The sequence below is a fragment of the Mesorhizobium sp. M1396 genome (genome assembly GCF_040317725.1).
Classification (GTDB): Bacteria; Pseudomonadota; Alphaproteobacteria; order Rhizobiales; family Rhizobiaceae; genus Mesorhizobium.
This window is the reverse complement of sequence record NZ_JAMYLA010000072.1, coordinates 1-26534: the sequence shown is the minus strand read 5'-3', so window position 1 is coordinate 26534 and position 26534 is coordinate 1. Positions and strand designations below refer to the sequence as shown.

The window sequence follows — 26534 nt, the reverse complement described above, 5'->3', positions numbered from 1 at the left end:
GACGGGCAAGCAGGATGTGCTCGCGGGTCTGCGGCATCGGGCCGTCGGCGGCCGACACGACCAGGATCGCGCCGTCCATCTGCGCGGCACCGGTGATCATGTTCTTCACATAGTCGGCGTGGCCGGGGCAGTCGACGTGAGCGTAGTGGCGGGCAGCCGTCTCGTATTCGACGTGCGCCGTCGAGATCGTGATGCCGCGCGCCTTCTCTTCAGGGGCAGCGTCGATCTGGTCGTAGCGCTTGTATTCGCCAAAATACTTGGTGATCGCCGCCGTCAGCGACGTCTTGCCATGGTCGACGTGGCCAATCGTGCCGATGTTCACGTGAGGCTTGTTACGCTCGAATTTACCTTTGGCCATAATCGTTCTCCGTCTATTCTACCCGCTTGGGGGAAATTGTTATTCGCTCTTCAGATCCGGCACCGCGCAAAGGACGCGACCCGGTGGCTAAGGAACCCTTACGCGTATTTCTTCTGGACTTCCTGAGCCACCGCCGTCGGGACCGGCTCATAGTGATCGAACTGCATCGTGTAGGCCGCACGGCCCTGGCTCATCGAGCGCAAATTGTCGACGTACTTGAACATGTTGGCGAGCGGCACCATCGCGTTGATGACCACGGCCACGCCACGTGCTTCCTGGCCCTGGATCTGGCCACGACGGCCGTTCAGATCGCCGATGACGCTGCCGACGTAGTCTTCCGGCGTCACAACTTCGACCTTCATGATCGGCTCGAGCAGCTGCACCCCAAGCTTGGGTGCGGCTTCACGGAAGCAGGCGCGGCCGGCGATTTCGAATGCCAGGACGCTGGAGTCGACATCGTGGTAAGCGCCGTCGATCAGCGTCGCCTTGACGCCGATCATCGGGAAGCCCGCGAACGGACCCGAGGTCATGACGCTGTTGATGCCCTTTTCGACACCGGGGATGTATTCCTTCGGCACGGCGCCGCCGACGATCTTGGTATCGAACTCGAACTCGCTGCTGTCCGGGTTCGGCTCGAAGACGATCTTGACGCGGGCGAACTGACCGGTACCGCCGGTCTGCTTCTTGTGCGTGTAATCCTGCTCGTGCCTGCGGGTGATCGTCTCGCGATAGGCCACCTGCGGCGCGCCGACATTGGCCTCGACCTTGAACTCGCGACGCATGCGGTCGACGATGATGTCAAGGTGAAGTTCGCCCATGCCGGAAATGATGGTCTGGCCGCTTTCCTCGTCGGTCTTGACGCGGAAGGACGGATCCTCGGCGGCCAGGCGGTGAAGGGCGAGGCCCATCTTTTCCTGGTCGTTCTTGGTCTTCGGCTCGATGGCGATCTGGATGACCGGATCGGGGAATTCCATGCGCTCGAGGATAACCGGATGCAGCGGATCACTGAGCGTGTCGCCGGTGGTCGTGTCCTTGAGACCGGCAAGAGCGACGATGTCGCCGGCAAAAGCCTCTTCGACGTCGGCGCGCGAATTCGCATGCATCTGCAGCATGCGGCCGATGCGCTCTTTCTTGCCCTTCACGGTGTTGTCGACCGAGATGCCCTTGGTGAGCTTGCCCGAATAGATGCGGGCAAAGGTGAGCGAACCGACGAACGGGTCGTTCATGATCTTGAAGGCGAGCATCGACAGCGGTTCGTTGTCGTCGGCGTGACGCTCGATGTCGGCGTCGGTCTTGGCATCGACACCCTTAATGGCCGGAACATCGGCCGGCGACGGCAGATATTCGACGACGGCGTCGAGCAACGGCTGCACGCCCTTGTTCTTGAAGGCCGAGCCACAGAACATCGGGTAGAACTTCACCGCGATGGTACCCTTGCGGATCAGCGCGCGGATCTCGTCATTGGACGGCATCTTGCCTTCGAGGTAATTCTCAAGCGCCGTCTCGTCCATTTCGACGGCGGCCTCGATCATCTTCTCGCGGTATTCCTCGGCACGAGCCTTGAGGTCGTCCGGGATCTCGACGATGTCCCAGGCAGCGCCCAGCGTCTCGTCGCGCCAGACCAGCGCGTTCATCTCGACGAGGTCGACAACGCCCTTGAACTCGGTCTCGGCGCCGATCGGCAGCTGCATGACAACGGCATGCGCACCGAGGCGCGAACCGATCATCTCGACCGAGCGGTAGAAGTCGGCGCCGATCTTGTCCATCTTGTTGCAGAAGATCATGCGCGGAACGCGGTACTTGTCGGCCTGACGCCAGACGGTTTCCGTCTGCGGCTCAACGCCGGCATTGGCATCGAGCAGCGCGATAGCGCCGTCGAGAACGCGCAGCGAACGCTCAACTTCGATGGTGAAGTCGACGTGGCCGGGGGTGTCGATGATGTTGAAGCGGTACATCTTGCCGTCACGAGCCTTCCAGAAGGTCGTGGTCGCGGCGGACGTGATGGTGATGCCGCGCTCCTGCTCCTGCTCCATCCAATCCATGGTGGCAGCGCCGTCGTGGACTTCGCCGATCTTGTGCGACTTGCCCGTGTAATAGAGGACGCGCTCGGTGGTCGTCGTCTTGCCGGCGTCAATATGCGCCATGATACCGAAATTGCGGTAGTCTTCGATTTTGTATTCGCGGGCCATCGTAGCTGCCTCTCAGTCTCGTTCGCGCTTTACCAGCGGTAGTGCGCGAAAGCGCGGTTGGCTTCAGCCATCTTGTGGGTGTCTTCACGCTTCTTGACGGCGGTGCCGCGGTTGTTGGCCGCATCCATCAGCTCGCCGGAAAGGCGGTCGACCATCGTGGTCTCGTTGCGGTTGCGGGCGGCGGCGATCAGCCAGCGAATGGCCAATGCCTGGCGGCGCTCGGGACGCACGTCGACCGGAACCTGATAGGTAGCGCCGCCGACACGACGCGAACGCACTTCCACATGCGGCGCGACATTGTCGAGCGCCTGATGGAAGACGGTGACCGGCTCCTGCTTGGTCTTCGACTGAACCTGGTCGAGAGCGCCGTAGACGATGGTCTCGGCAACCGACTTCTTACCGTCATACATGACGGCGTTCATGAACTTGGTGACGATCAGATCGCCGAACTTCGGGTCCGGATTGATCTCACGCTTTTCTGCACTGTGACGACGCGACATGGCTTTTGTCTCTCAATCTCATAGCCCGACGCACTCAAGCAGCGCCAAGGCCGGAAAATCTTACTTCGAGCGCCTTACTTCGGGCGCTTGGCGCCGTACTTCGAACGGCGCTGCTTGCGGTTCTTCACACCCTGCGTGTCGAGCACGCCGCGGATGATGTGATAGCGAACGCCCGGAAGATCCTTGACGCGGCCGCCGCGGATCATCACCACGGAGTGTTCCTGAAGGTTGTGGCCTTCGCCGGGGATGTAACCGATCACTTCAAAACCATTGGTCAGGCGGATCTTGGCCACCTTGCGCAGCGCCGAGTTCGGCTTCTTCGGCGTCGTTGTATAGACGCGTGTGCAGACGCCCCGCTTCTGCGGGTTCTGCTGCATGGCCGGGACCTTGTTGCGCTTCACCGGCGCAATGCGCGGCTTGCGGATCAGCTGGTTGACGGTAGGCATTAAACCCTCTTGTCTCTCAATTCCGTGTCTCGCCCGGTCAGGGCCGCTCAAAGCGTCATTTCCATACGCGAATTCGGGCCACGAACCGCGCCTCGCGGTCTTGCCCGAACAAATGGCAGAGGAAGCGGAACCGCTTCGTGCACGCCGGAAATGTCTTTTCGCTCGTAAAACGAACCCTGTTTGAGGCAAACTCCAAAGCGTGTCGCTTCGGAAGGGAGAGCCTCACATCGGTTCTGACTGGGCGGCTTCTACTCGTAAGACCGCGGACCGTCAAGCCCGGAGCGCTAAATATTGCGCGCCAATCAAGGCTCGGCAGCCATGCGAAAAACGCATGTAATTTTCTTTCGCGATTTTGCAAGGGCGAGGAAGAAAGTGCCAAGCCTTTAGCAAAGTGAATGGCTTTGCGCTGTTGCGCGGCTCTTCTTCATGCGAAAAGGCCGCATGAGCAGACAGAACCCCCTCGCCCGCCCACACATCGCCAAGAGGAATCGACCCGTGAACGACAATGAAGAACGCCCGGTCACCATCATCACCGGCCGGGTGTGGAAGAAAAAGGGCGGCAAACCGGAAGGCGTCCACGTCATGCTGGTCGCGCCCGACGACGATTCGGCGGTGCGCCGGGCACTCGAATCGCTTGCCGCGGAAGGTTACGCCGAGGCCGAGCTCGACCAGATAGGCGACATGGACGGCGTGCCCGATGAAGAGCCGCATATCTCCGCCTTCCAGGGCGCGCTCGAAGGCGAAGTTTCGATCGTTACCTTCGACGTGCCGATCTGAAACCCGGCCTCGGCTCAGTTTTCGAATCGGCCATCGAGGCGAATCGGCGATCGGGGCTTCCTGAACGCCGGCGCGGCGGTTCGAGGAGGGCTGGGGTGGGCTTGTCGGCTCCGGCTTGCCCGGGGCAAGTGTTCTGATAAGAAGCCATCACCATCATTCAACAGACGGAGCGACCGTGTCCCAGCCCATCAAGATAGGCATCGTCGGCGTCGGCAAGATCGTCCGCGACCAGCACCTGCCGGCCCTGGCGAAGGACCAGGATTATCGCCTGATCGCTGCTGCCAGCCGGCATGGCAAGGTGGATGACATTCCGAATTTCCCGACCATCGAATCCATGCTCGATGCGGTGCCCGAACTCGAGGCCGTATCGCTCTGCATGCCGCCGCAGTTCCGCTACGACGCGGCGCGGACGGCACTCGAGGCGAAGAAGCATGTCTTCCTGGAAAAGCCGCCAGGCGCCACTGTCAGCGAGGTCGAGGACCTCAAGGCATTGGCCGCGCGGAACGGCGTCTCGCTGTTCGCCAGCTGGCACTCGCGCTATGCGCCGGCGGTGGAGGCCGCGCGCGCCTTCCTGAGCTCGGCGCGCATCAGCTCGGCCGCCATCAACTGGAAGGAAGACGTGCGCCGCTGGCACCCGAACCAGGAATGGATCTGGGCTCCCGGCGGTTTTGGCGTCTTCGATCCCGGCATCAACGCGCTATCGATCGCCACTCACATCCTGCCGGCGATGTTCATCACTTCGGCGGTTCTGGATTTTCCCGAAAACCGCGCATCCCCGGTTGCCGCGCGCGTCGCCTTCCGCACCTCGAACGGGCTGCCGGTGATGATGGATCTCGACTGGCTGCAGACCGGCCCGCAAAGCTGGGACATCCTGGCCGACACCGACAAGGGCGCCATGGTGCTGTCGGGCGGCGGCTCAAAGCTCGCTATCGACGGTAAGGTGGTTCATGACGAGCCGGAGGCTGAATACCCGATGCTCTACAGGCGCTTCGCCGAGATCGTGCGTGCCGGCATCTCCGATGTCGATCTGGCGCCTCTCCAGCATGTCGCCGATGCCTTCATGCTCGGCAAGCGCAACGTGGTCGAGGCCTTCTTCGATTGAACAGGGACGGCTTGGCTGTTCGCCTATCGGCTGTCAATTGACGATCGCGATGGCAAAGCCGTCATAGCCCTTCGCGCCAACGGTCTGGATGGCGGTGCCGTCCAGATGCTTCTCGCCGCCAATGAACGAGAATGCGGCGCGTGCCCCTTCGACATTGGCATCGCGGCCATCTTCATTCACCACGGCACCGTCGCGTATGACGTTGTCGCAGACGATGACTGTTCCGGGCCGAGCCAACCGCATGGCCCAGGATAAATAGTGCGGGTTGTTCGGCTTGTCGGCGTCGATGAAGATAAGGTCGAACGGTCCGGCATTCTCGGCACCCAGCGCGGCAAGCGACTGAAGGGCCGGCCCGACCCGCAGGTCCACCCGCTCCGAGACGCCTGCCCGCTCGAAATTCGATCGCGCGACGTCGGCGTGGCGCGGATCGAGCTCAAGCGTCACGATCTTGCCATCGACAGGCAGCGCCCGCGCCATCCAGATCGTCGAATAGCCGCCCAGCGTGCCGATTTCGAGAACCTTCTTCGCTCCCCGTATGCGCACAAGAAGTGAAAGCAGCTTGCCTTGCGCCGGCGACACGTCGATCGCCGGCAGGCCGTGGTCGTGGTTGGCCGCCAGAACGGCATCAAGGACGGGGTCCGCTTCAAACAGGGAACCGACGATGTAGTCGTCGACTGCCGCCCAACTCTTCTTGCTCATCGTTTTCTTCTCCGATCCGATGCGGAACCCAAAACGCGAAAAAGGGGCCACTTGGCCCCTTTTCCTTCTTCTCGTCTTCCGTGCTTACTGCGCGGCGTTTGTCATGTCGGCCAGCATCGGCTCGGCGACTTCCACACCGGAAGCCTTGCGGCGCTCATCGATGATCAGTTCGTCGCGCGAGGTGGCGATGCGCCGGATCTGGCTCATCGTGCCGCCGGTGCCGGCCGGGATAAGCCGGCCGACGATGACGTTTTCCTTCAGTCCCTGCAGCATGTCGGTCTTGCCGGCAACCGCAGCTTCCGTCAGCACTCGGGTCGTCTCCTGGAAGGAGGCGGCCGAGATGAAGGACGGCGTCTGCAGCGATGCCTTGGTGATGCCGAGCAGCACCGGCAGGCCTTCGGCCGGCTTCTTGCCGTCCTCGACCAGACGCTCGTTGACCTCTTCCAGTTCGATCACGTCGACATGATCGCCTGGAATGTAGGTCGAGTCGCCCTGCACCGTGATCTCGACCTTCTGCAGCATCTGGCGAACGATCACCTCGATGTGCTTGTCGTTGATCGACACGCCCTGCAGACGGTAGACTTCCTGGATTTCGTTGACGAGGTAGGAAGCAAGTGCCTCCACGCCCTTGATCGCCAGGATGTCGTGCGGCGCCGGATTGCCGTCGAGGATGTAGTCGCCCTTCTCGATGACGTCGCCGTCCTGGAGATGGAACGGCTTGCCCTTCGGGATCAAATATTCGACCGGCTCAAGCGTCGAGTCATGCGGCTCGATGATGATGCGACGCTTGTTCTTGTAGTCGCGGCCGAAGCGGATCGTACCGTCGATCTCGGCGATGATGGCGTGATCCTTCGGACGACGTGCCTCGAACAGTTCGGCCACACGCGGCAGACCGCCGGTGATGTCCTTGGTCTTGGCGCTTTCCATCGGGATACGCGCCAGCACGTCGCCGGGCCGAACCTGCGAGCCCGGCTCGACCGAAAGAATGGCCTCGACCGAGAGCAGGAAGCGGGCGTCGCCACCCTTGGACAGCTTGCCGACCTTGCCCTTGGCGTCCTGGATGGCAATCGCCGGCTTCAAGTCGTTGCCGCGTGGCGTCGAGCGCCAGTCGATGACCTCACGCTTGGTGATGCCGGTCGACTCGTCGGCGGTTTCCTGAACGGAAATGCCGTCGACCAGATCCTCGTACGACACCCTGCCCTCGATTTCGGTGAGGACCGGGCGGGTGTAGGGATCCCACTCGGCGATACGCTGGCCGCGCTTCACCTTGTCACCATCGTCCACGAAGATGCGCGAACCATAGGTGAGGCGGTGCGAGGCACGCTCCTTGCCGGCTTCGTCAAGGATCAGCACCGCCATGTTGCGGCCCATGACCATCTGCTGGCCGTCGGAGTTGCGCACCACGTTGCGGTTGCGGATCTCGACCTTGCCCTCATAGGAGGCTTCAAGGAACGAGCTATCCACCACCTGTGCCGTACCGCCCATGTGGAAGGTACGCATGGTGAGCTGGGTACCCGGCTCGCCGATCGACTGCGCCGCGATGACGCCGACTGCTTCACCCTGGTTGACCGGGGTGCCGCGGGCCAGATCGCGACCGTAGCAGACCGCGCAGACGCCAACCCTGACTTCGCAAGTCAGTGCCGAGCGAATGCGAACCGACTGAACGCCGGCCTTTTCGATCTGTTCCACGTCACGCTCGTCCATCAGCGTTCCGGCCTTGACCAGGATCTCGCCCGACACCGGATGGGTGATGTCGTCGAGCGACGTACGACCCAGCACGCGCTGGCCGACCGAAGCGACGACCTGACCGGCATCGACGATCGGCTGCATGGTGAGGCCCTTGTCGGTGCCGCAGTCGACGGAGTTGACGATGCAGTCCTGCGCCACGTCGACCAGACGACGGGTGAGGTAACCCGAGTTCGCCGTCTTCAAGGCGGTGTCGGCCAGACCCTTGCGGGCGCCGTGGGTCGAGTTGAAGTACTCGAGCACGGTCAGGCCTTCCTTGAAGTTCGAGATGATCGGCGTCTCGATGATTTCACCCGACGGCTTGGCCATAAGGCCGCGCATGCCGGCGAGCTGACGCATCTGGGTGGGCGAGCCACGCGCACCGGAGTGCGACATCATGTAGATCGAGTTCATCGGCTTTTGACGGCCATTGTCCTCGAACTCGACCGCCTTGATGCGGGCCATCATTTCGTCGGCGACCTTTTCCGAGCACTTGGCCCAGGCGTCCACGACCTTGTTGTACTTCTCGCCCTGCGTGATCAGACCGTCATTGTACTGCTGCTCGTATTCCTTGGCCAAAGCCTCGGTATCGGAGACCAGCTTGATCTTGGCATCCGGGATCAGCATGTCGTCCTTGCCGAACGAAATGCCGGCACGGCAGGCATGGCTGAAGCCGAGCGCCATGATGCGATCGCAGAAAATGACCGTCTCCTTCTGACCGCAGTGGCGGTAGACGGTGTCGATCATCTTGGAGATGTTCTTCTTGGTCATCTCCTGGTTGGCGGTCTCATAAGGCACGTTGACATTCTTCGGCAGAAGCTCGCCGATGATCATGCGGCCAGGGGTGGTGTCATGGATCTTCGACACGACCTTGCCTTCGGCGTCGACCGTGCGGAAACGACCCTTGATCTTGGAGTGCAGCGTCACCGCCTTGGTCTCGAGCGCGTGCTGGAGTTCGCCCATGTCGGCAAACACCATGCCCTCGCCCGGCTCGTTCTGGTTGACGATCGAGAGATAGTAGAGACCGAGAACCATGTCCTGCGACGGCACGATGATCGGCGCGCCGGAAGCCGGGTGCAGGATGTTGTTGGTCGACATCATCAGCACGCGGGCTTCAAGCTGCGCTTCCAGCGACAGCGGCACGTGAACGGCCATCTGGTCGCCGTCGAAGTCGGCGTTGAAGGCCGTGCAGACCAGCGGGTGCAGCTGGATCGCCTTGCCTTCGATCAGGATCGGCTCGAACGCCTGGATGCCGAGACGGTGCAGCGTCGGCGCACGGTTCAACAGCACCGGATGCTCGCGGATGACCTCGTCGAGGATATCCCAGACTTCCGGACGCTCCTTCTCGACCAGCTTCTTCGCCTGCTTGACGGTCGAGGAGTAACCCTTGGCGTCGAGACGGGCGTAGATGAAGGGCTTGAACAGTTCGAGCGCCATCTTCTTGGGCAGGCCGCACTGGTGCAGCTTGAGCTCCGGGCCGGTCACGATGACCGAGCGGCCGGAATAGTCGACGCGCTTGCCGAGCAGGTTCTGGCGGAACCGGCCCTGCTTGCCCTTGAGCATGTCGGACAGCGACTTCAGCGGACGCTTGTTGGCGCCGGTGATGACGCGGCCGCGACGGCCGTTGTCGAACAGCGCATCGACGGCTTCCTGCAGCATGCGCTTTTCATTGCGCACGATGATGCCGGGGGCGCGCAGCTCGATCAGCCGCTTCAGACGGTTGTTGCGGTTGATGACGCGGCGATAGAGGTCGTTCAGATCCGACGTGGCGAAGCGTCCACCGTCCAGCGGGACGAGCGGGCGCAGGTCCGGCGGGATCACCGGAACCACCTTCATGATCATCCATTCCGGACGGTTGCCGGATTCCATGAAGTTCTCGACGACCTTGAGCCGCTTCAGATACTTCTTCTGCTTCAGCTCGGAGGTGGTCGAAGCCAGTTCCGAACGCAGGTCGCCGGCGATCTTCTCCAGGTCCATGCCGGCCAGGAGGTCATGAATGGCCTCGGCGCCGATCATGGCGGTGAAGCTATCCTCGCCATACTCGTCGACGGCGATCATGTACTCTTCCTCGCTGAGCAACTGGTGCTCCTTCAGCGCGGTGAGGCCAGGTTCGGTGACGATGTAGTTCTCGAAGTAGAGGACGCGCTCGATGTCCTTCAGGGTCATGTCGAGCAGCGTGCCGATGCGCGACGGCAGCGACTTCAGGAACCAGATATGGGCGACCGGTGCCGCCAGTTCGATATGGCCCATGCGCTCGCGGCGAACGCGCGACAGCGTGACTTCGACGCCGCACTTCTCGCAGATGACGCCCTTGTACTTCATGCGCTTGTACTTGCCGCACAGGCACTCATAGTCCTTGATCGGGCCAAAAATGCGCGCGCAGAACAGACCGTCACGCTCCGGCTTGAAGGTGCGGTAGTTGATGGTCTCCGGCTTCTTGATCTCGCCGAAAGACCAGGACAGAATCTTCTCAGGGCTGGCAAGCGATATCCGGATGGAATCGAACACCTGCGCAGGCGCCTGCGGATTGAAGAGATTCATGACCTCTTGGTTCATGCCGTTCTCCTTTTCGGGGTCCTCGAAAACCCCTTGCATCTAGTCGCGAGCCAAACGCCCGCCGTCTTGTCGGCCACTGGCCGAAGAATTTGGTGCATCCGGTCGCGGCAGCCCGCGACCGGATGTCTTTCTTACTCGGCCGCGTCGGGCAGCCGGATCGGGTTGTCGTCGAGCTTGGTGTTCTCAAGCTCGACATTGAGGCCGAGAGACCGCATTTCCTTGACGAGAACGTTGAAGCTCTCCGGAATGCCGGCCTCGAAGGTGTCGTCGCCACGGACGATCGCCTCGTAGACCTTGGTGCGGCCGGCGACGTCGTCCGACTTCACCGTCAGCATTTCCTGCAGCGTGTAGGCGGCGCCGTATGCTTCGAGCGCCCAGACCTCCATCTCGCCGAAGCGCTGGCCACCGAACTGCGCCTTGCCGCCCAGCGGCTGCTGGGTGACGAGCGAGTACGGACCGATCGAACGCGCGTGGATCTTGTCGTCCACGAGATGGTGAAGCTTGAGCATATATATGTAGCCCATCGTCACCTTGCGATCGAACGGCTCGCCGGTGCGTCCGTCATAGAGCTGCGACTGACCGCTGGTGTGCAGGCCCGCCTGCTCCAGCATGATGTTGATGTCAGCCTCATGCGCGCCGTCGAACACCGGGGTCGCGATCGAAACGCCGCGGCGCATCTGCTCGCTGAGGCGAACGATGCTCTCGTCGTCATACTCGCGAACCGGCTCGTTGCGGTCGTTGGCCGGGATGAAGCTTTCGAGCGTCTTGCGCAGCGGCTTGATATCGCCCGCCACCTTGTACGCGTCGATCAGCTCGCCGATCTTCTTGCCCATGCCCGCGCATGCCCAGCCCAGATGCGTTTCCAGGATCTGGCCGACATTCATGCGGCTCGGCACACCCAGCGGGTTGAGCACGATATCTGCATGCGTGCCGTCCTCGAGGAAAGGCATGTCCTCGACCGGAACGATCCGCGACACGACACCCTTGTTGCCGTGACGGCCGGCCATCTTGTCGCCGGGCTGCATCTTGCGCTTCACGGCCACGAAGACCTTGACCATCTTCATGACGCCCGGAGGCATTTCGTCGCCGCGCTGGACCTTCTCGACCTTGTCCATGAAGCGCTGTTCGAGCGCCTTCTTGGAGTCGTCGTACTGGCCACGCAGGGCTTCGAGTTCGCTCTGGAGCTTTTCGTTCTCCACGGCAAACTGCCACCACTGCGAGCGCGGATACTCGTCGAGCGTATCCTTGGACAGCGTCGAGCCCTTCTTGAAGCCCTTCGGTCCAGCGATCGCTTCCTTGCCTACGAGCACGTCGGAAAGACGCGCGTAGACGTTGCGGTCCAGAATGGCCTGCTCGTCGTCGCGGTCCTTGGCGAGGCGTTCGATCTCCTCGCGCTCGATCGCCATGGCGCGCTCGTCCTTCTCCACACCGTGGCGATTGAACACGCGCACCTCGACGACGGTGCCGAAAGTGCCCGGAGGCATGCGCATCGAGGTGTCGCGCACATCGGATGCCTTTTCGCCGAAGATGGCGCGCAGAAGCTTTTCTTCCGGCGTCATCGGGCTTTCGCCCTTCGGCGTGATCTTGCCGACCAGGATATCACCCGGCTGAACTTCGGCACCGATGTAGACGATGCCGGCTTCGTCGAGGTTCTTCAGCGCTTCTTCCGAGACGTTCGGGATATCGCGCGTGATTTCCTCAGGCCCGAGCTTGGTATCGCGCGCCATGACCTCGAACTCCTCGATGTGGATCGAGGTGAAGACGTCATCGGCGACGATACGTTCGGACAGGAGGATCGAGTCCTCGTAGTTGTAGCCATTCCACGGCATGAACGCGACCAGCACGTTGCGGCCGAGCGCCAGATCACCGAGCTCGGTCGACGGACCGTCGGCGATGATGTCGCCCTTGTTGACCCGGTCGCCCATACGAACCAGCGGACGCTGGTTGATGCAGGTGTTCTGGTTCGAACGCTGGAACTTCATCAGCCGGTAGATATCGACGCCGGACTTGCCCGGATCGAGATCCTCGGTGGCGCGGATAACGATACGCGTCGCGTCGACCTGGTCGACGATGCCGCCGCGGCGGGCGCCGATGGCGGCGCCGGAGTCACGGGCGACGATCGGCTCCATGCCGGTGCCGACGAACGGCGCCTCGGCGCGCACCAGCGGCACGGCCTGACGCTGCATGTTCGAGCCCATCAGGGCGCGGTTGGCGTCGTCGTTTTCCAGGAACGGGATCAGGGCGGCGGCCACTGACACCATCTGCTTGGGCGAAACGTCCATCAGATCGACGTTTTCGCGCGGCGCCATCATCACTTCGCCGGCGCTGCGGCAAATGACGAATTCGTCGACGAAACCACCGTTCTTGTCGAGCTCGGCGTTGGCCTGCGCGACATGGTGCTTGGCCTCTTCCATCGCCGAGAGATAGACGACCTCATTGGTCAGCTTGCCGTCGACGATCTTGCGGTACGGGCTCTCGATAAAGCCGTACTTGTTGACGCGCGCGAAGGTGGCCAGCGAGTTGATCAGACCGATATTGGGGCCTTCCGGTGTCTCGATCGGGCAGATGCGGCCGTAATGCGTCGGGTGCACGTCGCGCACTTCGAAGCCGGCGCGCTCGCGGGTCAGACCGCCCGGTCCAAGCGCCGAGAGGCGGCGCTTGTGAGTGATCTCCGACAGCGGGTTGGTCTGGTCCATGAACTGCGACAGCTGTGAGGAACCGAAGAACTCGCGCACGGCGGCGGCCGCCGGCTTGGCGTTGATCAGATCCTGCGGCATGACCGTGTCGATCTCGATCGAGGACATACGCTCCTTGATCGCGCGCTCCATGCGCAGCAGGCCGACGCGGTACTGGTTTTCCATCAGCTCGCCGACCGAACGCACGCGACGGTTGCCGAGATTGTCGATGTCGTCGATTTCGCCCTTGCCGTCACGCAGTTCGACCAGCGTCCTGACCACGGCCAGGATGTCGTCCTTGCGCAGCACGCGCACGGTGTCCTCGGCCTTGAGCTCGAGACGCATGTTCATCTTGACGCGGCCGACGGCCGACAGATCGTAGCGCTCTGAGTCGAAGAACAGCGAGTTGAACATGGCTTCGGCGGTTTCGAGCGTCGGCGGCTCGCCGGGACGCATGACACGATAGATGTCGAACAGCGCGTCCTGGCGGCTCTCGTTCTTGTCGACGTTGAGCGTGTTGCGGATATAGGCGCCGACATTGACGTGGTCGATGTCGAGAACCTTGATCTCGTCTTCGCCGGTGCCGAGCAGAACCTTCAGCGTCTTCTCGTCGATCTCGTCGCCGGCTTCGAGGAAGATCTCGCCGGTGGCGAAGTTGACGATGTCCTCGGCCAGGTAGTTGCCGAGCAGATCCTCGTCGGTCGCCTTGATCGCCTTGAGACCTTTTTCGCCGAGCGCCCTTGCCTGGCGTGCGGTGATCTTCTTGCCGGCTTCGACGACGACCTCGCCCGTATCGGCATCGACCAGGTCGCCGACAGCCTTGAGGCCGCGGAAACGCTCGACGTTGAACGGAATGCGCCAATGGTCGCCGGCGCGCTTGTAGGTGATCTTGTTGTAGAAGGTCGACAGGATCTCTTCGCCGTCCATGCCGAGCGCCATCAGCAGCGACGTCACCGGGATCTTGCGGCGACGATCGATGCGGGCGTGCACGACGTCCTTGGAATCGAACTCGATGTCGAGCCACGAACCGCGATAGGGGATGACGCGCGCGGCAAACAGAAGCTTGCCCGACGAGTGCGACTTGCCTTTGTCATGGTCGAAGAAGACGCCCGGCGAGCGGTGCATCTGCGAGACGATGACGCGCTCGGTGCCGTTGACGATGAAGGTGCCGTTCAGGGTCATGAGCGGCATGTCGCCCATGTAGACGTCCTGCTCCTTGATGTCCTTGATGGACTTGGCGCCGGTATCCTCGTCGATATCGAACACGATGAGGCGCAGCGTCACCTTGAGCGGTGCGGCATAGGTGAGGTCGCGCTGACGGCATTCGTCAACGTCGAATTTCGGTCCTTCGAACTCGTACTTCACGAACTCCAGCATCGAGGAGCCGGAAAAATCGGAGATCGGGAAGACCGACTTGAAAACTGCCTGCAGTCCCTCGTCCGGACGCCCGCCCTTCGGCTCCGCCACCATCAGGAACTGGTCATAGGATGCCTTCTGAACCTCGATCAGGTTCGGCATCTCCGCAACTTCCGGAATCTTTCCGAAGAACTTGCGTACGCGTCTGCGGCCATTGAAAGTCTGGGTCTGGGCCATCGTCGCTCCTTAGCTCAAAACTCGGGACGAGCCTCGCCGCGGCTCGCCTTGCATGCTGGGCCACCTTGGCGGCAACCCTCTGTCTGTTTTCCCGGCGCCTGTCGGCGGCCGGTTAGAACGGGAGAAAACCCGTTTCCTGAAGGCCGGTTTCGGCCCTCAGGAAAGAGGTTCTCGTACGTCTCGCGTTACGCATGCTCCCTTCCAGGCGAAGGGAGTGGCGGACGGCGCGAGGCCGTCCGCCGCTTTTACGCTTACTTCAGTTCGACCTTGGCGCCGGCTGCTTCCAGCTGGGCCTTGAACTTGTCAGCGTCGGCCTTGGAAACGGCTTCCTTGACCGGCTTCGGAGCCGCTTCAACCAGATCCTTGGCTTCCTTGAGGCCAAGACCGGTGATGGCGCGGACTTCCTTGATGACGTTGATCTTCTGAGCGCCTGCCTCGGTGAGGACGACGTCGAATTCCGTCTTTTCCTCGACCGGAGCAGCAGCGGCCGCACCACCGCCAGCAGCGGCAACAGCCACCGGAGCAGCGGCGGAAACGCCCCACTTTTCTTCCAGAAGCTTCGACAGCTCGGCCGCCTCGAGGACGGTCAGCTTCGAAAGGTCGTCTACGATCTTTGCGAGATCAGCCATTGTTGTATTCCTTCATAAGGTTCGAACGTGTGTTTGTGATAGCGAGGAACGGCCTCATGCCGCCTCGTCCTTCCGGGCGTAAGCGCCGATGACGCGCGCGACCGAAGCCGCTGGCGCATTGACGATCTGGGCGATCCGGGTTGCCGGCGTGGCGATCATGCCAACCAGCCTGGCGCGCAGCTCATCGAGCGACGGAAGTGTGGCGAGTGCCTTCACACCGTCGGCGTTGAGCGAGGTGGTGCCCATTGCGCCACCGAGAATGACAAGCTTGTCATTTCCCTTGGCGAAATCGGACGCGACCTTCGGCGCCGCAATCGGATCCTCCGAATAAGCAATCAGCGTCTGTCCCTTGAACAGCTCGATGATCGATGCGGAGTCCGTGCCCTGAAGAGCGATTTTGGCGAGACGGTTCTTCGCGACTTTGACGGTGCCACCGGCGGCGCGCATTTTCGACCGAAGGTCGTTCATTTGCGCGACGGTGATACCGGCGTAGTGGGCCACGACCACTGAACCTGCGTTCGAGAACGCACCGTTCAGGCCCGTGACGAGTTCGCGTTTTTCCGCTCTGTCCACTGCCTATCTCCAGTTGACCCCTGCCCCATTAACGGGGACAGGCGTCGGGTTGCCTTTGTCGGCCGGGCCATCCAGTAACGGATCTCCCGAACGACGCTCGAGGATCCTGCCCCCTTTCGCCACACCGGCCGGCAAGCCGGACGATGCGCAGACAAAAGGCAAACACGGTTCGAACCTTTCATTGGAGCAATCGCTCCGTTGTCCGGTCTTCACCCGTCTCATGCAGGCCCAAATCGAATTAAGGCTTCTGGGCCGCCTGCAATCTCGGACAGGATGTCCGGAAACCTCTCGGTTTCCGGTACCGGGCCGCCGACGAGTCGGAGGCCCGGAATTCACTTGCGGATCAGCCCTTTAGCGGCCGATCCAAATGTTCGTATCAGGACGCTGTGAGCGTCGCGACGTCGAGCTTGAGGCCCGGGCCCATCGTCGAGGTGACCGACACCTTCTTGACGTAGTTGCCCTTGGCGCCAGCTGGCTTTGCCTTGGTCACCGCGTCGGCGAAGGCGCGGATGTTCTCTTCCAGGGCCTTGACCTCGAACGAGACCTTGCCGACGCCGGCATGAACGATGCCGGCCTTCTCGACGCGGAACTCGACAGCGCCGCCCTTCGATGCCTTGACGGCGGCGGCAACGTCGGTGGTTACGGTGCCGACCTTCGGGTTCGGCATCATGCCGCGCGGGCCGAGCACTTTGCCCAGACGGCCGACGAGCGGCATCATGTCCGGCGTCGCGATGCAGCGATCGAAATCGATCGTGCCCTTCTGGACGATGTCGACCAGATCCTCGGCACCGACGATGTCGGCGCCGGCGGCGCGCGCTTCGTCAGCCTTGTCGCCGCGTGCGAACACAGCGACGCGCACCGAGCGGCCGGTGCCGTTCGGCAGATTGACCACGCCGCGGACCATCTGGTCGGCGTGGCGCGGGTCGACGCCGAGGTTCATGGCGACTTCGATGGTCTCGTCGAACTTGACCGAGGAACGGTCCTTGAGCAGCTTCAGTGCATCACCCAGGGCGTAAGCCTTGTTGGGATCGATGCCTTCGCGGGTCTTCGATACACGCTTTGCAATCTTTGCCATGATCTTAGCCCACCACTTCCAGACCCATCGAGCGGGCGGAGCCCTCGACCATGCGCATGGCCGCTTCGACGTCGTTTGCGTTCAGATCCTTCATCTTCGCGGTGGCGATCTCGCGGACCTTGTCACGCGAAACCGTACCGGCCTTGACCTTGCCCGGCTCCTTGGAACCAGACGTCAGGTTAGCCGCCTTCTTCAGGAAGTAGCTCACCGGCGCCGTCTTCATGACGAAGGTGAAGGACTTGTCCTGGTAGTAGGTGATGACGACCGGAACCGGCGATCCCTTTTCCATTTCCTGGGTCTGCGCGTTGAACGCCTTGCAGAACTCCATGATGTTGATGCCACGCTGACCAAGCGCCGGGCCGATCGGGGGAGACGGCGTGGCCGATCCCGCTTTGACCTGGAGCTTGAGCTGGCCTGCAATTTTCTTAGCCATCTCTTTTCCTGCCTTTGTCTATGCCGGCTCCCATGAACGGGAAAGTGCCGGCGGTTGCAGTCTGGTGGTGCGATCCATGCGGCCGGCTAAAGCCGCACTCGTCTCCCACCGTTCTCAAGAGCCGCGCGATCTTCGCGCCGCTCTTCCCTGCCGCGCTTGGCGGCAGGATTTCGGATCAGCCCTTTTCGACCTGTCCGAATTCCAGATCGACAGGCACGGCGCGCCCGAAGATCGAAACTTCCACCTTGAGCCGCGCCCGCTCCTCGTCCACTTCCTGGACGAAACCGTTGAACGACGCGAAGGGACCATCCGAAACGCGGATCGCCTCGCCGATCTCGAAGGTGACCGAGGGCTTGGGCCGCTCGACGCCTTCCTGCACCTGGTTCAGAATGCGCTGGGCTTCCGCCTCGGTGATCGGCACCGGCTTGGAGTCACCCAGGAAGCCGGTGACCTTCGGCGTGTTCTTGACCAGCGAGAACACAGCGTCGGTCAGGTTGGCCTTCAGGAGCACATAGCCCGGGAAGAACTTGCGCTCGGCATCGACCTTGCGGCCGCGACGAATCTCGACGACCTTCTCGGTCGGCACCACGATCTGGTGGATATCGGCGGACAGGCCCTTCTGCTTGGCCTTGTTCTCGATGTCCTCGGCGACCTTCTTTTCAAAGTTCGAATAGGCGTGGACGATGTACCAGCGCGCGGTCATTTCAAGACTTCTCCGTAATCGCCGGACTTAGCGTCCGATGCCCAGAATCTGTTCGACCGCGAGGCCCATGAGCTGATCAGCGGTGAAGAAAAAGATCATCGCGATCACAGCGAAAGCCAGGACCATGACCGTCGAGATCATCGTTTCGCGCCGCGACGGCCAAGTCACCCTGGCGGTCTCCGCGCGAACCTGCTGGAGAAAGACGAAAGGATTTGTGGTTTTCGAAGCCATATGCCGCTCTGTCTTCAAGACCCGTTGGCCGGGTCTCCTGGATGATCCCGCTGGCCGGGACGTGCCGCCTGAGCCAATCTCACGCCGAATCAGCGCAATCAATTCGCCCATGCAAATCAGACGCGTAAAGCCGGCTTCCCAGCTCCACGCGTCGCGTGTCTGTTTCGTCTACATAAAACCGATTCTTGATCCACGCAAGTGGCAAGTGTCCGCTTTATGACCAAACGCCGCATCGGAACCATCCAGTCGTTCCGTCCCGGCTATGAGGCCTTTATGCCCCAAGCGAGCTGATATGGCAAGCGGGTCGCCGATTTTCAAAGGGCAGACCGCAGAAATATCGTTTTGAAACGCCATTTCGAGAAATGGCACGGGCAGCAGGGCTCGAACCTACGACCTGCGGTTTTGGAGACCGCCGCTCTACCAACTGAGCTATGCCCGTACGTGCGCATATCGGCGCAGCAGGCGCTTCCTAAAAGCTTCCGCACGCTCTGTAAAGAGCGGTTTGCAAGCAAACGCGCCTTAACCCCGTTCCCTAGCACCAGATGTTCGAGGCCGAGGCCTTCCCACTCGCGCCAGCGCACGATCTTGAAATTTCTCGGCATTGCTCCGAGACTCCCGTGGCGACCGAAAGCTACTTTGGACCCGGTGGCCGATACGGCCCGCCCGGCACACCCCAGCCCCAGGCCGGCATCGGTTCCGTCTGAGGATCGCAAGTTTCGCCGAGATTGGAGTTCATCTTGGCCAGCCGCGATCCCCATTCGACATAGCCCATGAAGGCCGAACGAAATTCCGGATCGTCAGGCAGGGCGACCGCGTCGGCGGCGTCGGCCAGGAGGTTGATCCAGCGGCGGCGCTGCTCCTCGGTCAGATGCTTGCCCAGATGATGCGTGACCATCTCGCGGTGGCCGCCAAATTGCTCGCTGTAGGTTTTCGGTCCGCCGAAAACCTCGCCGATGAAGGCCGCGACATGGGCGGGATGATCCGGCGACATGGCCTTGAATACCGGCCCGACGATCGGATCCTGCGCCACCTTGTCGTAGAAAATCTGGGTCAGCCGGTTCAACGCCTCGCTGCCGCCGGCCCATTCGTAGAGTGTCGGGATATCCTGGCTCATTCTCGATCCTCCGCCGGCCCCGGCGCCGGCAGCAGCGACGATAGCGGCAAAATCGAGCATGGCTCAACCTGCCTCGATGGTCAGTCTCCGACGTTGCCGCTCTACAGTTTGGCGGGCGCGTCAGCCTCGGCATTGGCGGAAGGCCGCATCCGGCAATTCCGCGGTTTCGGCACCCCGTCGCAGATGGTGGCGCCGGTCAGCGCGTCGACCGATTGCGGGCTCGTCGTCAGCCCGAGCCTCAGCATCGTGTCGGGTTCCAGCTGCCGCTCGACCGAGGGCCCCTCGATCGCCGTGAAAAGAGCGGGATCGATCCCCATCTCCTCGAGATAGGCCTTGACCACCCGCTTTTGCCCCATCGGGTATAGGCTAAGCCGCGCACGGGGACCAACAAGCCGTCTCACGCCACTGGCAAGCATGAGCGCACAGGCCGAACCGCACTCCGCCCCCGCATCGATGCTCAGCCCGGCATAGGCGCCCTCCTTGGCCAGGCAACTCCACTCTTCCGGGTCACAGTCGACGAAATCGGTGCGGCCAACGGCGACGTCGAGCTTTCTTTGATGGATAAGCCGTCCCGCAGCCACAGCGCCAAGCAGGTCGCCACCCTTTGAGCTGATCACGACAGGCAGCAGCCGGTCGCCAAGCGTGGCGAGCAACTGGCGCAGCCTCCGCGGGGTCCGAGGCGTGATCACGCCTTCCGCCGAGATCCATTCCGGGCAATCCGGATTGCAGAGAGGGTTGCCGCCGCGAACCACGACAAAGCGCATGTCTTCATTGCGCTGCACACTCTCGGGCTCGGCCGGCAGCGGAGCAGGCTTGGCCGCGGTCGTCAGGCTATCGGGCTTATTCCCCGGTATTTCCAGGCAATTCGCGGCCAATCGATCCGGCCTGCACAGGCTCGCGGCGGTCAATAAGTCCACGGCATCCACACTGGTGACCAATTTCATCGTCAGCATGTCGTCGAGGGCGATCTGGTGGATTTCGCTGGCCGGCGTGCTCTTCATCGTTTCGAGCACGCTTTGTTCGATGCCCATCTCGTTGAGATAGGCCGCCAGCTTTTTCTCCACCGCCTTGCTCATCTCGTAGGTCTTGTAGCTGCCGGCGTTCTTGCGGCTGACGATCCTTGTGTTGAGGACCTTCTTCTTGCCCCCCACGATACGGTAGGTGGTCCGGTATTGCAGTTTCGTGCGGATGTAGGTCGTGGTGATCTGATGGACGCCGAGATAGGTCCATTCGCCTGCTACCCGCCGGACGCCACCGGCAAACATCAACGGACAGGCGGAATTGCACATGGCGCCATAGGCAAGGACACTGCCAAAGTAGCGGGTGCCATTCTTGTCACGGTCCTGGCAACCATTCGCGTCGGGCTGGCAACCGGAGAACGCCGTCTTGCCGATGGCGATATCGAGCTTGTTCTTGCGGATCAGCCGGCCAAGCATCAGCGCCGCCTCCACATTGCCGCCGGGAGAATTGACGACGATCGGCAGTTTTCGCCCGCCAAGCATCTTCAGCATGCGTTTGAACAAAGCCGGCGTTCCAGCTTCTATCGAGCCTTCCGCCGAGATCCATTCCGGGCAGATCGGCTCGCACCCCTGTGCATTGCCGCGGACAATGCCGAACCGCATCGTCGGACCGAGATCCGGGGCCGTATCCGTCGCAAAGGCACGTCCGGTGACAAGCAACGCCAGCAGGCAGATCAGCCGCAGCGACCACAATGCCCGACGATGGAAAAGGCGCCCTGGAACCATTGGAAAAAGCCCCTTGATGCAACCTATACTAGACGAGGTCCAAAGGCTTGCAACAGGGTCCGGCCGACAAGACGAACACCCAATCGCTAGGCAAAAGAAAAGGGCGGCCCCAAGGACCGCCCTTTCCGTTTCGAACCCGACCGGCACAGGCCGGTATCGGTTATTCCTTGATGGTGACGACGATGCCGGCACCGACGGTGCGGCCGCCTTCACGGATGGCGAAGCGCAGCTTCTCCTCCATGGCGATCGGCACGATCAGCTCGACATCGACCGTGATGTTGTCGCCCGGCATCACCATCTCGGTGCCTTCCGGCAGCGACACGATGCCGGTCACGTCGGTCGTGCGGAAGTAGAACTGCGGACGGTAGTTGGTGAAGAACGGCGTGTGACGGCCACCCTCGTCCTTGGTCAGGATGTAGGCTTCGGCCACGAACTTCTTGTGCGGCTTGACCGTCCCCGGCTTGGCCAGAACCTGGCCGCGCTCGACACCTTCACGATCAACGCCGCGCAGCAGCGCGCCGATGTTGTCGCCAGCCTGGCCCTGATCGAGCAGCTTGCGGAACATCTCGACGCCCGTGCAGGTCGTCTTGGTCGTCGGACGGATGCCGATAATCTCGAGTTCCTCGCCGACCTTGACCACGCCGCGCTCGACGCGGCCGGTGACGACCGTGCCACGGCCCGAGATCGAGAACACGTCCTCGATCGGCATCAGGAACGGCTTGTCGAGCGGACGAACCGGGGTCGGGATGTAGGCATCGACCGCCGCCATCAGCTCGCGGATCGCGTCCTCGCCGATCTTCTTGTCCGAATCTTCCAAAGCAGCCAGCGCCGAGCCCTTGACGATCGGAATGTCGTCGCCGGGGAACTCGTTCTTGGTCAGAAGCTCGCGCACCTCGAGCTCGACCAGTTCGAGCAGCTCGGCGTCGTCGACCTGGTCGACCTTGTTCAAAAACACCACGATCGACGGCACGCCGACCTGACGGGCAAGCAGGATGTGCTCGCGGGTCTGCGGCATCGGGCCGTCGGCGGCCGACACGACCAGGATCGCGCCGTCCATCTGCGCCGCACCGGTGATCATGTTCTTCACATAGTCGGCGTGGCCGGGGCAGTCGACGTGAGCGTAGTGGCGGGCAGCCGTCTCGTATTCGACATGCGCCGTCGAGATCGTGATGCCGCGCGCCTTCTCTTCAGGGGCAGCGTCGATCTGGTCGTAGCGCTTGTATTCGCCAAAATACTTGGTGATCGCCGCCGTCAGCGACGTCTTGCCATGGTCGACGTGGCCAATCGTGCCGATGTTCACGTGAGGCTTGTTACGCTCGAATTTACCTTTTGCCATAGTCTCTTTCCTTGGACGGCCTGGACCTTCAGTTCAGTCGAATGCGGGGCGATTAGCGACAAAGGCCAAAAAACACAAGCGTCTTTTGGCCGGGTGCCGTCTCACCCAGTCCGAACCATCGATCCGATTGCGGGGATGTGGCGCTGATATAGGAAGGATCGAGACAAAATGAAATGGGTGACGAGCCGATCGATGGAAGCCGCGATAATGCTGTCTTGCCTGCCCAACCCCTGTCTGATTCATGACCAGGCCATGGACCATTGCTGAAGTCATCGAGGTCTGATCTCCTGACCGGATGCACTTCATCCCGCCCTCAATCCGTGGCCCGCTGTTCATGATCGTTTCGACGGGATCGTATCTCGTCAACGACACGATGATGAAACTCGCGACGTCAGGCCTGCCGTCCTACGAAGTGCTGTTTCTGCGGGGTGCCGCGGCAGCGCTCTGGGGCTTTCCGCTGTTGTTCGCACTGGGCTACGGCAAGCAGATCCCGCTGATCTTCGACGGCCGTGTGCTGCGCAGGAACCTGCTCGAGCTGGCGGCGATCCTCTGTTATGTCGTGGCGCTCGCCAACATGCAGATCGCCGATTCCACCGCGCTCGGACAGATCACGCCGCTCTTGATGCTGGTCGGCTCCTCGATCCTGTTTGGCGAGCGGATCGGTGGCCAGCGCATGGCGCTGATCGGGCTCGGCTTCATCGGCGCGCTGATGGTGGCGCAGCCGACCATGCAAGGCATTTCGGTTTACGCCCTGCTGGCGCTCGGCAACGCCGCGCTTGCGGCGGCGCGCGACCTTGCCGGCAGGCGGGTCTCGGCCGAGGTGCCGGGCATGATCGTGGCGATTTCCGCCGTCGTGGTGGTGCTGATCGGCGCCGGTGCCGCGCATCTGGTTTCCGAGCGCTGGGTGATGCCCGGGACGCACCATTTGCTGCTGATGGCAGGTGCTGGTTTTTTCCTGATCTTCGGCCACTTCTTCATCTTCATGGCCTATCGCGTCGGACCGACCAGCGCCGTGGCACCGTTCTACTATTCCTTCACCGTCTGGGCGGTGATTTCAGGCCTGCTGGTGTTCGGGCAATTCCCCAACGCGCTGGCGGTCTGCGGCATTCTCCTGGTTGTCGGCAGCGGGCTGACCATCGTGTCGCTGGATCAGCGTCAGCGCCGGCTGGCCGTCGTCGCATAGCCCCATTTATCCCCGCCGAGTGCTTGCGCACGTTTTTCCACGCTGATCTTTTTCGGCGCAGCCGACGTAATCCTGATAGGCAAGCTGCCGCACGTGCCGGCCCGCAGCCGGTCTTGCCTCGGCAGAAGTCGAAACCTCAGACGATCCGGCTGGCGCCTAAAGCGTCCGCTTTGCGCTGAACTGGTGATAGGCCCAAAGGACGACCACCGCGCCTGGTGCGCAGTATTTCGGCTTGCCGGTGCTGGGGATGAGTGTCTGGAGCGGGTAGCGGGAATCGAACCCGCATATTCAGCTTGGAAGGCTGCTGCTCTACCACTGAGCTATACCCGCGCACGCAAGCCCTAGCTATTCGACAAGGTTCCGAAGGTCAAGGCGCCTCCTGCGACCCAGCCGATAGCTACCGCTCAGCCATCATCATTGGTGTGGCCCGGGACCGGCGGGTTGGTCCTGAAGCCTTGAGAACCAATCAAGACCGGGAAACATCACTACATGGTGCTGTTGGTGTTGATCGTGGCGACACTCAGCAGCGAGCTGCCCACAAGAGGTCCAAGGCGGTCATTCGAGGACGACTACAGGCGAGGCTCTTGCGAGTATTAGCCTTGGCACAATTCGCATCCAGATCTCGGCGGACATCATGAAACCTTTTGATTTTTAAGCCGTTATCGCCGTTATGTCCGGGGCTAAATCCAAGCTGAAATCGGTCGACGGCGCCAAACCACGCGGTGCTGGAAAGTCGCGCCAGGAAAAGGCATCGGCTGTCGAAGCCGCGCCCGAGGTCGACGGGCAGGCCGCGCCCGAGGTCGACGCCCAAGCCGTCCCTGAGGTCGACGGCAAGGCGGCGCCGCCGCCGGATGTCGTCGAACCCGATCCAGAACTGACGCCCGAGGAGGCGGAGCAGGCCCGCAAGCGCTATTTGCTGAGGCGTTTCTGGATCAGCGCGCGCGGCTACTGGGGCCGCGGCGGCGATCGGCTCGCCTGGCCGTTCACCATCGGGGTGCTGCTGCTGATCTGCATCAATATCGGCTTCCAGTACGGCATCAATGTCTGGAACCGCTCGATGTTCGATGCCCTTGAGCAGCGCAACGCCCGCAGCGTTTATTTCCTCAGCGCCATATTCGTGCCCCTGGTGATCTGCAGCGGCAGCCTTGTCGTCGCGCAGGTCTACCTGCGCATGACGATCCAGCGCCGTTGGCGTTCCTGGCTGACCACCGCGGTCATTGCGCGCTGGCTGGCCAACGGCCGCTACTACCAGCTGAACCTCGTCGGCGGCGACCACCAGAACCCAGAGGCCCGCATGACCGAGGATCTGCGCATCGCCACCGAATCCCCGGTCGATTTCATCGCCGGCGTCCTCAACGCGTTCCTGTCGGCCTCGACCTTCATCGTCGTGCTGTGGACCATCGGCGGCGCGCTCACCCTGCCGATCGGCGGCGAGAGCATCACCATTCCCGGCTTCCTGGTCATCACCGCGATGATCTATGCCGCCATCACCTCCACCTCGATGGTGGTCATCGGCCGCAACTTCGTCCAGCTGTCCGAGCGGAAGAACCAGGCGGAGGCCGAACTGCGCTACACGCTGACGCGCGTGCGCGAAAACGGCGAGAGCATCGCCTTGCTCGGCGGCGAGGAGGAGGAGCGCAGCGGCATCGACAGGAATTTCGGTCATGTGCTCAGGCAATGGGCGCTGCTGACCGGCCAGCACATGCGCACGGCGGCGGTGTCGCAGGGATCGAGCCTGTTTGCGCCGGTCGTGCCGATCCTGCTATGCGCGCCAAAATTCCTCGAAGGCTCAATGACGCTTGGCGAGGTGATGCAGGCAGCGTCCGCCTTTGGCATCGTGCAGGGCGCGTTCGGATGGCTGGTCGACAACTATCCCCGTCTCGCCGACTGGAACGCCTGTGCCCGGCGCATCGCCTCGCTGATGATGTCGCTCGACGGGCTCGAGCGCGCGGAACAGAGCGATGCGCTCGGACGCATCCAGCACGGCGAAACCAATGACGGTGCGATACTCAGCCTCGACAATCTTTCCGTGACACTCGACGACGGCACCGCCGTGGTCAAGGAGACCGAGGTCGCGATCGAACCGGGTGAGCGGGTGCTGGTGGCCGGCGAATCCGGCTCGGGCAAGTCGACGCTGGTGCGGGCCGTCGCGGGCCTGTGGCCGTGGGGCGGCGGCAGCGTCAATTTCCACGCCGGCAGGCGACTGTTCATGTTGCCGCAACGTCCCTACATCCCCTCGGGCACCCTTCGCCGCGCGGTCGCCTATCCCGCGGCGGCGGATAAGTGGACAATCAAACAGATCAAGGCTGCCCTCGACAAAGTGGGCCTTGGCTATCTTGCCGACAGGATCAAGGAAGAAGCGCCATGGGACCAGACGCTGTCGGGCGGCGAAAAGCAACGCCTCGCCTTCGCGCGTCTGCTGCTGCACACGCCCGATATCGTCGTGCTGGATGAAGCAACCTCGGCGCTCGACGAGAAGAGCCAGGACAAGATGATGGAGACGGTGATCCACGAATTGCCCGATGTCACCATCATCAGCGTGGCGCATCGCGCCGAGCTGGAGGCCTTCCATAGCCGCAAGGTCACATTGGAGCGGCGCGAAGGCGGGGCAAAGCTTGTCAGCGACATCGATCTTGTCCCGCGCAAGGGCGGACGGAACTTGCTCGGGCGCGCCTTGTGGGGCTCCGGCGCGCCCAGCCGAAAGGCAGCACGACCTTGAGTAATGCGGCGCTGTGCCAGATAAAAACGGCCCGCCCGGTCGGGATACCCTGGGGCGCAGCTACCAGCGTCGGGGGGGGGGGGGCCGGCCGGGCGCGGGGGGGGGGGCCGGAAGGGAGCGGAAGACGCCGCGGGGGAGTAGGAAAGAAAAAAAAAAAAGCCAACCCCAACCCC

At 62.2% G+C, this 26534-nt stretch carries 20 protein-coding genes and 2 tRNA genes; 4 read left to right on the top strand and 18 right to left on the bottom strand.

Going from position 1 to position 26534, the window contains the following annotated elements:
- The 4 genes from NKH02_RS30995 to rpsL all read right to left on the bottom strand — a co-directional run.
- On the bottom strand, window positions 1–358 hold a 358-nt coding region (locus NKH02_RS30995), incomplete at its 3' end, for a GTP-binding protein (RefSeq protein ID WP_352883417.1).
- Window positions 359–456: 98 nt separating this feature from the next.
- Entirely contained in the window at window positions 457–2547 is a 2091-nt protein-coding gene (gene fusA, locus NKH02_RS30990) for an elongation factor G (RefSeq protein WP_352883416.1), read from the bottom strand.
- A gap of 29 nt (window positions 2548–2576) precedes the next feature.
- On the bottom strand, window positions 2577–3047 hold the full coding sequence (rpsG, locus tag NKH02_RS30985; protein WP_008875664.1) for a 30S ribosomal protein S7: 471 nt from the start codon (window positions 3045–3047) through the stop codon (window positions 2577–2579).
- 74 nt (window positions 3048–3121) lie between these two features.
- Window positions 3122–3493: a 30S ribosomal protein S12 gene (rpsL, locus tag NKH02_RS30980; RefSeq protein WP_006333356.1), complete on the bottom strand. Its 372-nt coding sequence runs from the start codon at window positions 3491–3493 to the stop codon at window positions 3122–3124.
- A 495-nt stretch (window positions 3494–3988) separates the two neighbouring features.
- Here rpsL and NKH02_RS30975 point away from each other — a divergent pair, with 495 nt between their 5' ends.
- Both NKH02_RS30975 and NKH02_RS30970 read left to right on the top strand, forming a co-directional pair.
- The gene (locus tag NKH02_RS30975; protein WP_352873587.1) at window positions 3989–4270 is read left to right on the top strand and encodes a transcriptional regulator; all 282 of its coding nucleotides are present in this window, start codon (window positions 3989–3991) and stop codon (window positions 4268–4270) included.
- A gap of 175 nt (window positions 4271–4445) precedes the next feature.
- Window positions 4446–5372 carry a Gfo/Idh/MocA family protein gene (locus NKH02_RS30970; protein WP_352883415.1) on the top strand — a complete coding sequence of 309 codons (927 nt, stop codon included), beginning with the start codon at window positions 4446–4448 and terminating at the stop codon, window positions 5370–5372.
- Window positions 5373–5405: 33 nt separating this feature from the next.
- On the opposite strand, the gene NKH02_RS30965 is transcribed toward NKH02_RS30970, so the two are convergent.
- From NKH02_RS30965 to tuf, 13 genes are all read right to left on the bottom strand, one after another.
- Window positions 5406–6071, bottom strand: a complete 666-nt coding sequence (locus NKH02_RS30965) for an O-methyltransferase (RefSeq protein ID WP_352883414.1) — start codon at window positions 6069–6071, stop codon at window positions 5406–5408.
- An 84-nt stretch (window positions 6072–6155) separates the two neighbouring features.
- Complete coding sequence (gene rpoC, locus NKH02_RS30960; RefSeq protein ID WP_352873584.1) at window positions 6156–10352, bottom strand: DNA-directed RNA polymerase subunit beta'; 4197 nt, start codon at window positions 10350–10352, stop codon at window positions 6156–6158.
- A 131-nt stretch (window positions 10353–10483) separates the two neighbouring features.
- The gene (gene rpoB, locus NKH02_RS30955; RefSeq protein WP_352883413.1) at window positions 10484–14620 is read right to left on the bottom strand and encodes a DNA-directed RNA polymerase subunit beta; all 4137 of its coding nucleotides are present in this window, start codon (window positions 14618–14620) and stop codon (window positions 10484–10486) included.
- Between the two features lie 251 nt (window positions 14621–14871).
- Entirely contained in the window at window positions 14872–15249 is a 378-nt protein-coding gene (rplL, locus tag NKH02_RS30950) for a 50S ribosomal protein L7/L12 (protein ID WP_027038853.1), read from the bottom strand.
- 54 nt (window positions 15250–15303) lie between these two features.
- Window positions 15304–15822 carry a 50S ribosomal protein L10 gene (gene rplJ, locus NKH02_RS30945; RefSeq protein WP_013531412.1) on the bottom strand — a complete coding sequence of 173 codons (519 nt, stop codon included), beginning with the start codon at window positions 15820–15822 and terminating at the stop codon, window positions 15304–15306.
- Window positions 15823–16198: 376 nt separating this feature from the next.
- A complete protein-coding gene (rplA, locus tag NKH02_RS30940; protein ID WP_109672641.1) occupies window positions 16199–16897 on the bottom strand; it encodes a 50S ribosomal protein L1 in 699 nt (232 codons plus the stop codon).
- A 4-nt stretch (window positions 16898–16901) separates the two neighbouring features.
- Window positions 16902–17330 carry a 50S ribosomal protein L11 gene (gene rplK, locus NKH02_RS30935; protein ID WP_013531410.1) on the bottom strand — a complete coding sequence of 143 codons (429 nt, stop codon included), beginning with the start codon at window positions 17328–17330 and terminating at the stop codon, window positions 16902–16904.
- 175 nt (window positions 17331–17505) lie between these two features.
- Complete coding sequence (gene nusG / locus NKH02_RS30930; protein ID WP_352873580.1) at window positions 17506–18033, bottom strand: transcription termination/antitermination protein NusG; 528 nt, start codon at window positions 18031–18033, stop codon at window positions 17506–17508.
- A gap of 27 nt (window positions 18034–18060) precedes the next feature.
- Window positions 18061–18264: a preprotein translocase subunit SecE gene (gene secE / locus NKH02_RS30925; protein ID WP_352883418.1), complete on the bottom strand. Its 204-nt coding sequence runs from the start codon at window positions 18262–18264 to the stop codon at window positions 18061–18063.
- A gap of 363 nt (window positions 18265–18627) precedes the next feature.
- Window positions 18628–18703 (bottom strand) — tRNA-Trp (locus NKH02_RS30920).
- Window positions 18704–18895: 192 nt separating this feature from the next.
- The gene (locus NKH02_RS30915) at window positions 18896–19378 is read right to left on the bottom strand and encodes a group II truncated hemoglobin (RefSeq protein WP_352883412.1); all 483 of its coding nucleotides are present in this window, start codon (window positions 19376–19378) and stop codon (window positions 18896–18898) included.
- 101 nt (window positions 19379–19479) lie between these two features.
- Window positions 19480–21123, bottom strand: a complete 1644-nt coding sequence (locus tag NKH02_RS30910; RefSeq protein ID WP_352883411.1) for a COG3904 family protein — start codon at window positions 21121–21123, stop codon at window positions 19480–19482.
- 160 nt (window positions 21124–21283) lie between these two features.
- Window positions 21284–22459: an elongation factor Tu gene (tuf, locus tag NKH02_RS30905; RefSeq protein WP_095090666.1), complete on the bottom strand. Its 1176-nt coding sequence runs from the start codon at window positions 22457–22459 to the stop codon at window positions 21284–21286.
- A gap of 295 nt (window positions 22460–22754) precedes the next feature.
- On the opposite strand from tuf, the gene NKH02_RS30900 reads away from it, so the two are divergent.
- Window positions 22755–23642 carry a DMT family transporter gene (locus tag NKH02_RS30900; RefSeq protein ID WP_352874090.1) on the top strand — a complete coding sequence of 296 codons (888 nt, stop codon included), beginning with the start codon at window positions 22755–22757 and terminating at the stop codon, window positions 23640–23642.
- A gap of 256 nt (window positions 23643–23898) precedes the next feature.
- Here the strand turns inward: NKH02_RS30900 and NKH02_RS30895 are convergent.
- Window positions 23899–23972: transfer RNA gene (locus tag NKH02_RS30895), tRNA-Gly, on the bottom strand.
- 340 nt (window positions 23973–24312) lie between these two features.
- Between NKH02_RS30895 and NKH02_RS30890 the strand changes: the two genes are divergently transcribed.
- The gene (locus NKH02_RS30890) at window positions 24313–26361 is read left to right on the top strand and encodes an ABC transporter ATP-binding protein/permease (RefSeq protein ID WP_352874088.1); all 2049 of its coding nucleotides are present in this window, start codon (window positions 24313–24315) and stop codon (window positions 26359–26361) included.
- Window positions 26362–26534: the final 173 nt, after the last annotated feature.

What these genes read in the sequence shown, in the direction of transcription:
- fusA (WP_352883416.1), bottom strand. Translation starts at nt 2,547, where the DNA reads ATGGCCCGCGAATACAAAATCGAAGACTACCGCAATTTCGGTATCATG.
- rpsG (WP_008875664.1), bottom strand. Translation starts at nt 3,047, where the DNA reads ATGTCGCGTCGTCACAGTGCAGAAAAGCGTGAGATCAATCCGGACCCG.
- rpsL (WP_006333356.1), bottom strand. Translation starts at nt 3,493, where the DNA reads ATGCCTACCGTCAACCAGCTGATCCGCAAGCCGCGCATTGCGCCGGTG.
- NKH02_RS30965 (WP_352883414.1), bottom strand. Translation starts at nt 6,071, where the DNA reads ATGAGCAAGAAGAGTTGGGCGGCAGTCGACGACTACATCGTCGGTTCC.
- rpoC (WP_352873584.1), bottom strand. Translation starts at nt 10,352, where the DNA reads ATGAACCAAGAGGTCATGAATCTCTTCAATCCGCAGGCGCCTGCGCAG.
- rpoB (WP_352883413.1), bottom strand. Translation starts at nt 14,620, where the DNA reads ATGGCCCAGACCCAGACTTTCAATGGCCGCAGACGCGTACGCAAGTTC.
- rplL (WP_027038853.1), bottom strand. Translation starts at nt 15,249, where the DNA reads ATGGCTGATCTCGCAAAGATCGTAGACGACCTTTCGAAGCTGACCGTC.
- rplA (WP_109672641.1), bottom strand. Translation starts at nt 16,897, where the DNA reads ATGGCAAAGATTGCAAAGCGTGTATCGAAGACCCGCGAAGGCATCGAT.
- rplK (WP_013531410.1), bottom strand. Translation starts at nt 17,330, where the DNA reads ATGGCTAAGAAAATTGCAGGCCAGCTCAAGCTCCAGGTCAAAGCGGGA.
- nusG (WP_352873580.1), bottom strand. Translation starts at nt 18,033, where the DNA reads ATGACCGCGCGCTGGTACATCGTCCACGCCTATTCGAACTTTGAAAAG.
- secE (WP_352883418.1), bottom strand. Translation starts at nt 18,264, where the DNA reads ATGGCTTCGAAAACCACAAATCCTTTCGTCTTTCTCCAGCAGGTTCGC.
- NKH02_RS30915 (WP_352883412.1), bottom strand. Translation starts at nt 19,378, where the DNA reads ATGAGCCAGGATATCCCGACACTCTACGAATGGGCCGGCGGCAGCGAG.
- NKH02_RS30910 (WP_352883411.1), bottom strand. Translation starts at nt 21,123, where the DNA reads ATGGTTCCAGGGCGCCTTTTCCATCGTCGGGCATTGTGGTCGCTGCGG.
- tuf (WP_095090666.1), bottom strand. Translation starts at nt 22,459, where the DNA reads ATGGCAAAAGGTAAATTCGAGCGTAACAAGCCTCACGTGAACATCGGC.
- NKH02_RS30900 (WP_352874090.1), top strand. Translation starts at nt 22,755, where the DNA reads ATGCACTTCATCCCGCCCTCAATCCGTGGCCCGCTGTTCATGATCGTT.
- NKH02_RS30890 (WP_352874088.1), top strand. Translation starts at nt 24,313, where the DNA reads ATGTCCGGGGCTAAATCCAAGCTGAAATCGGTCGACGGCGCCAAACCA.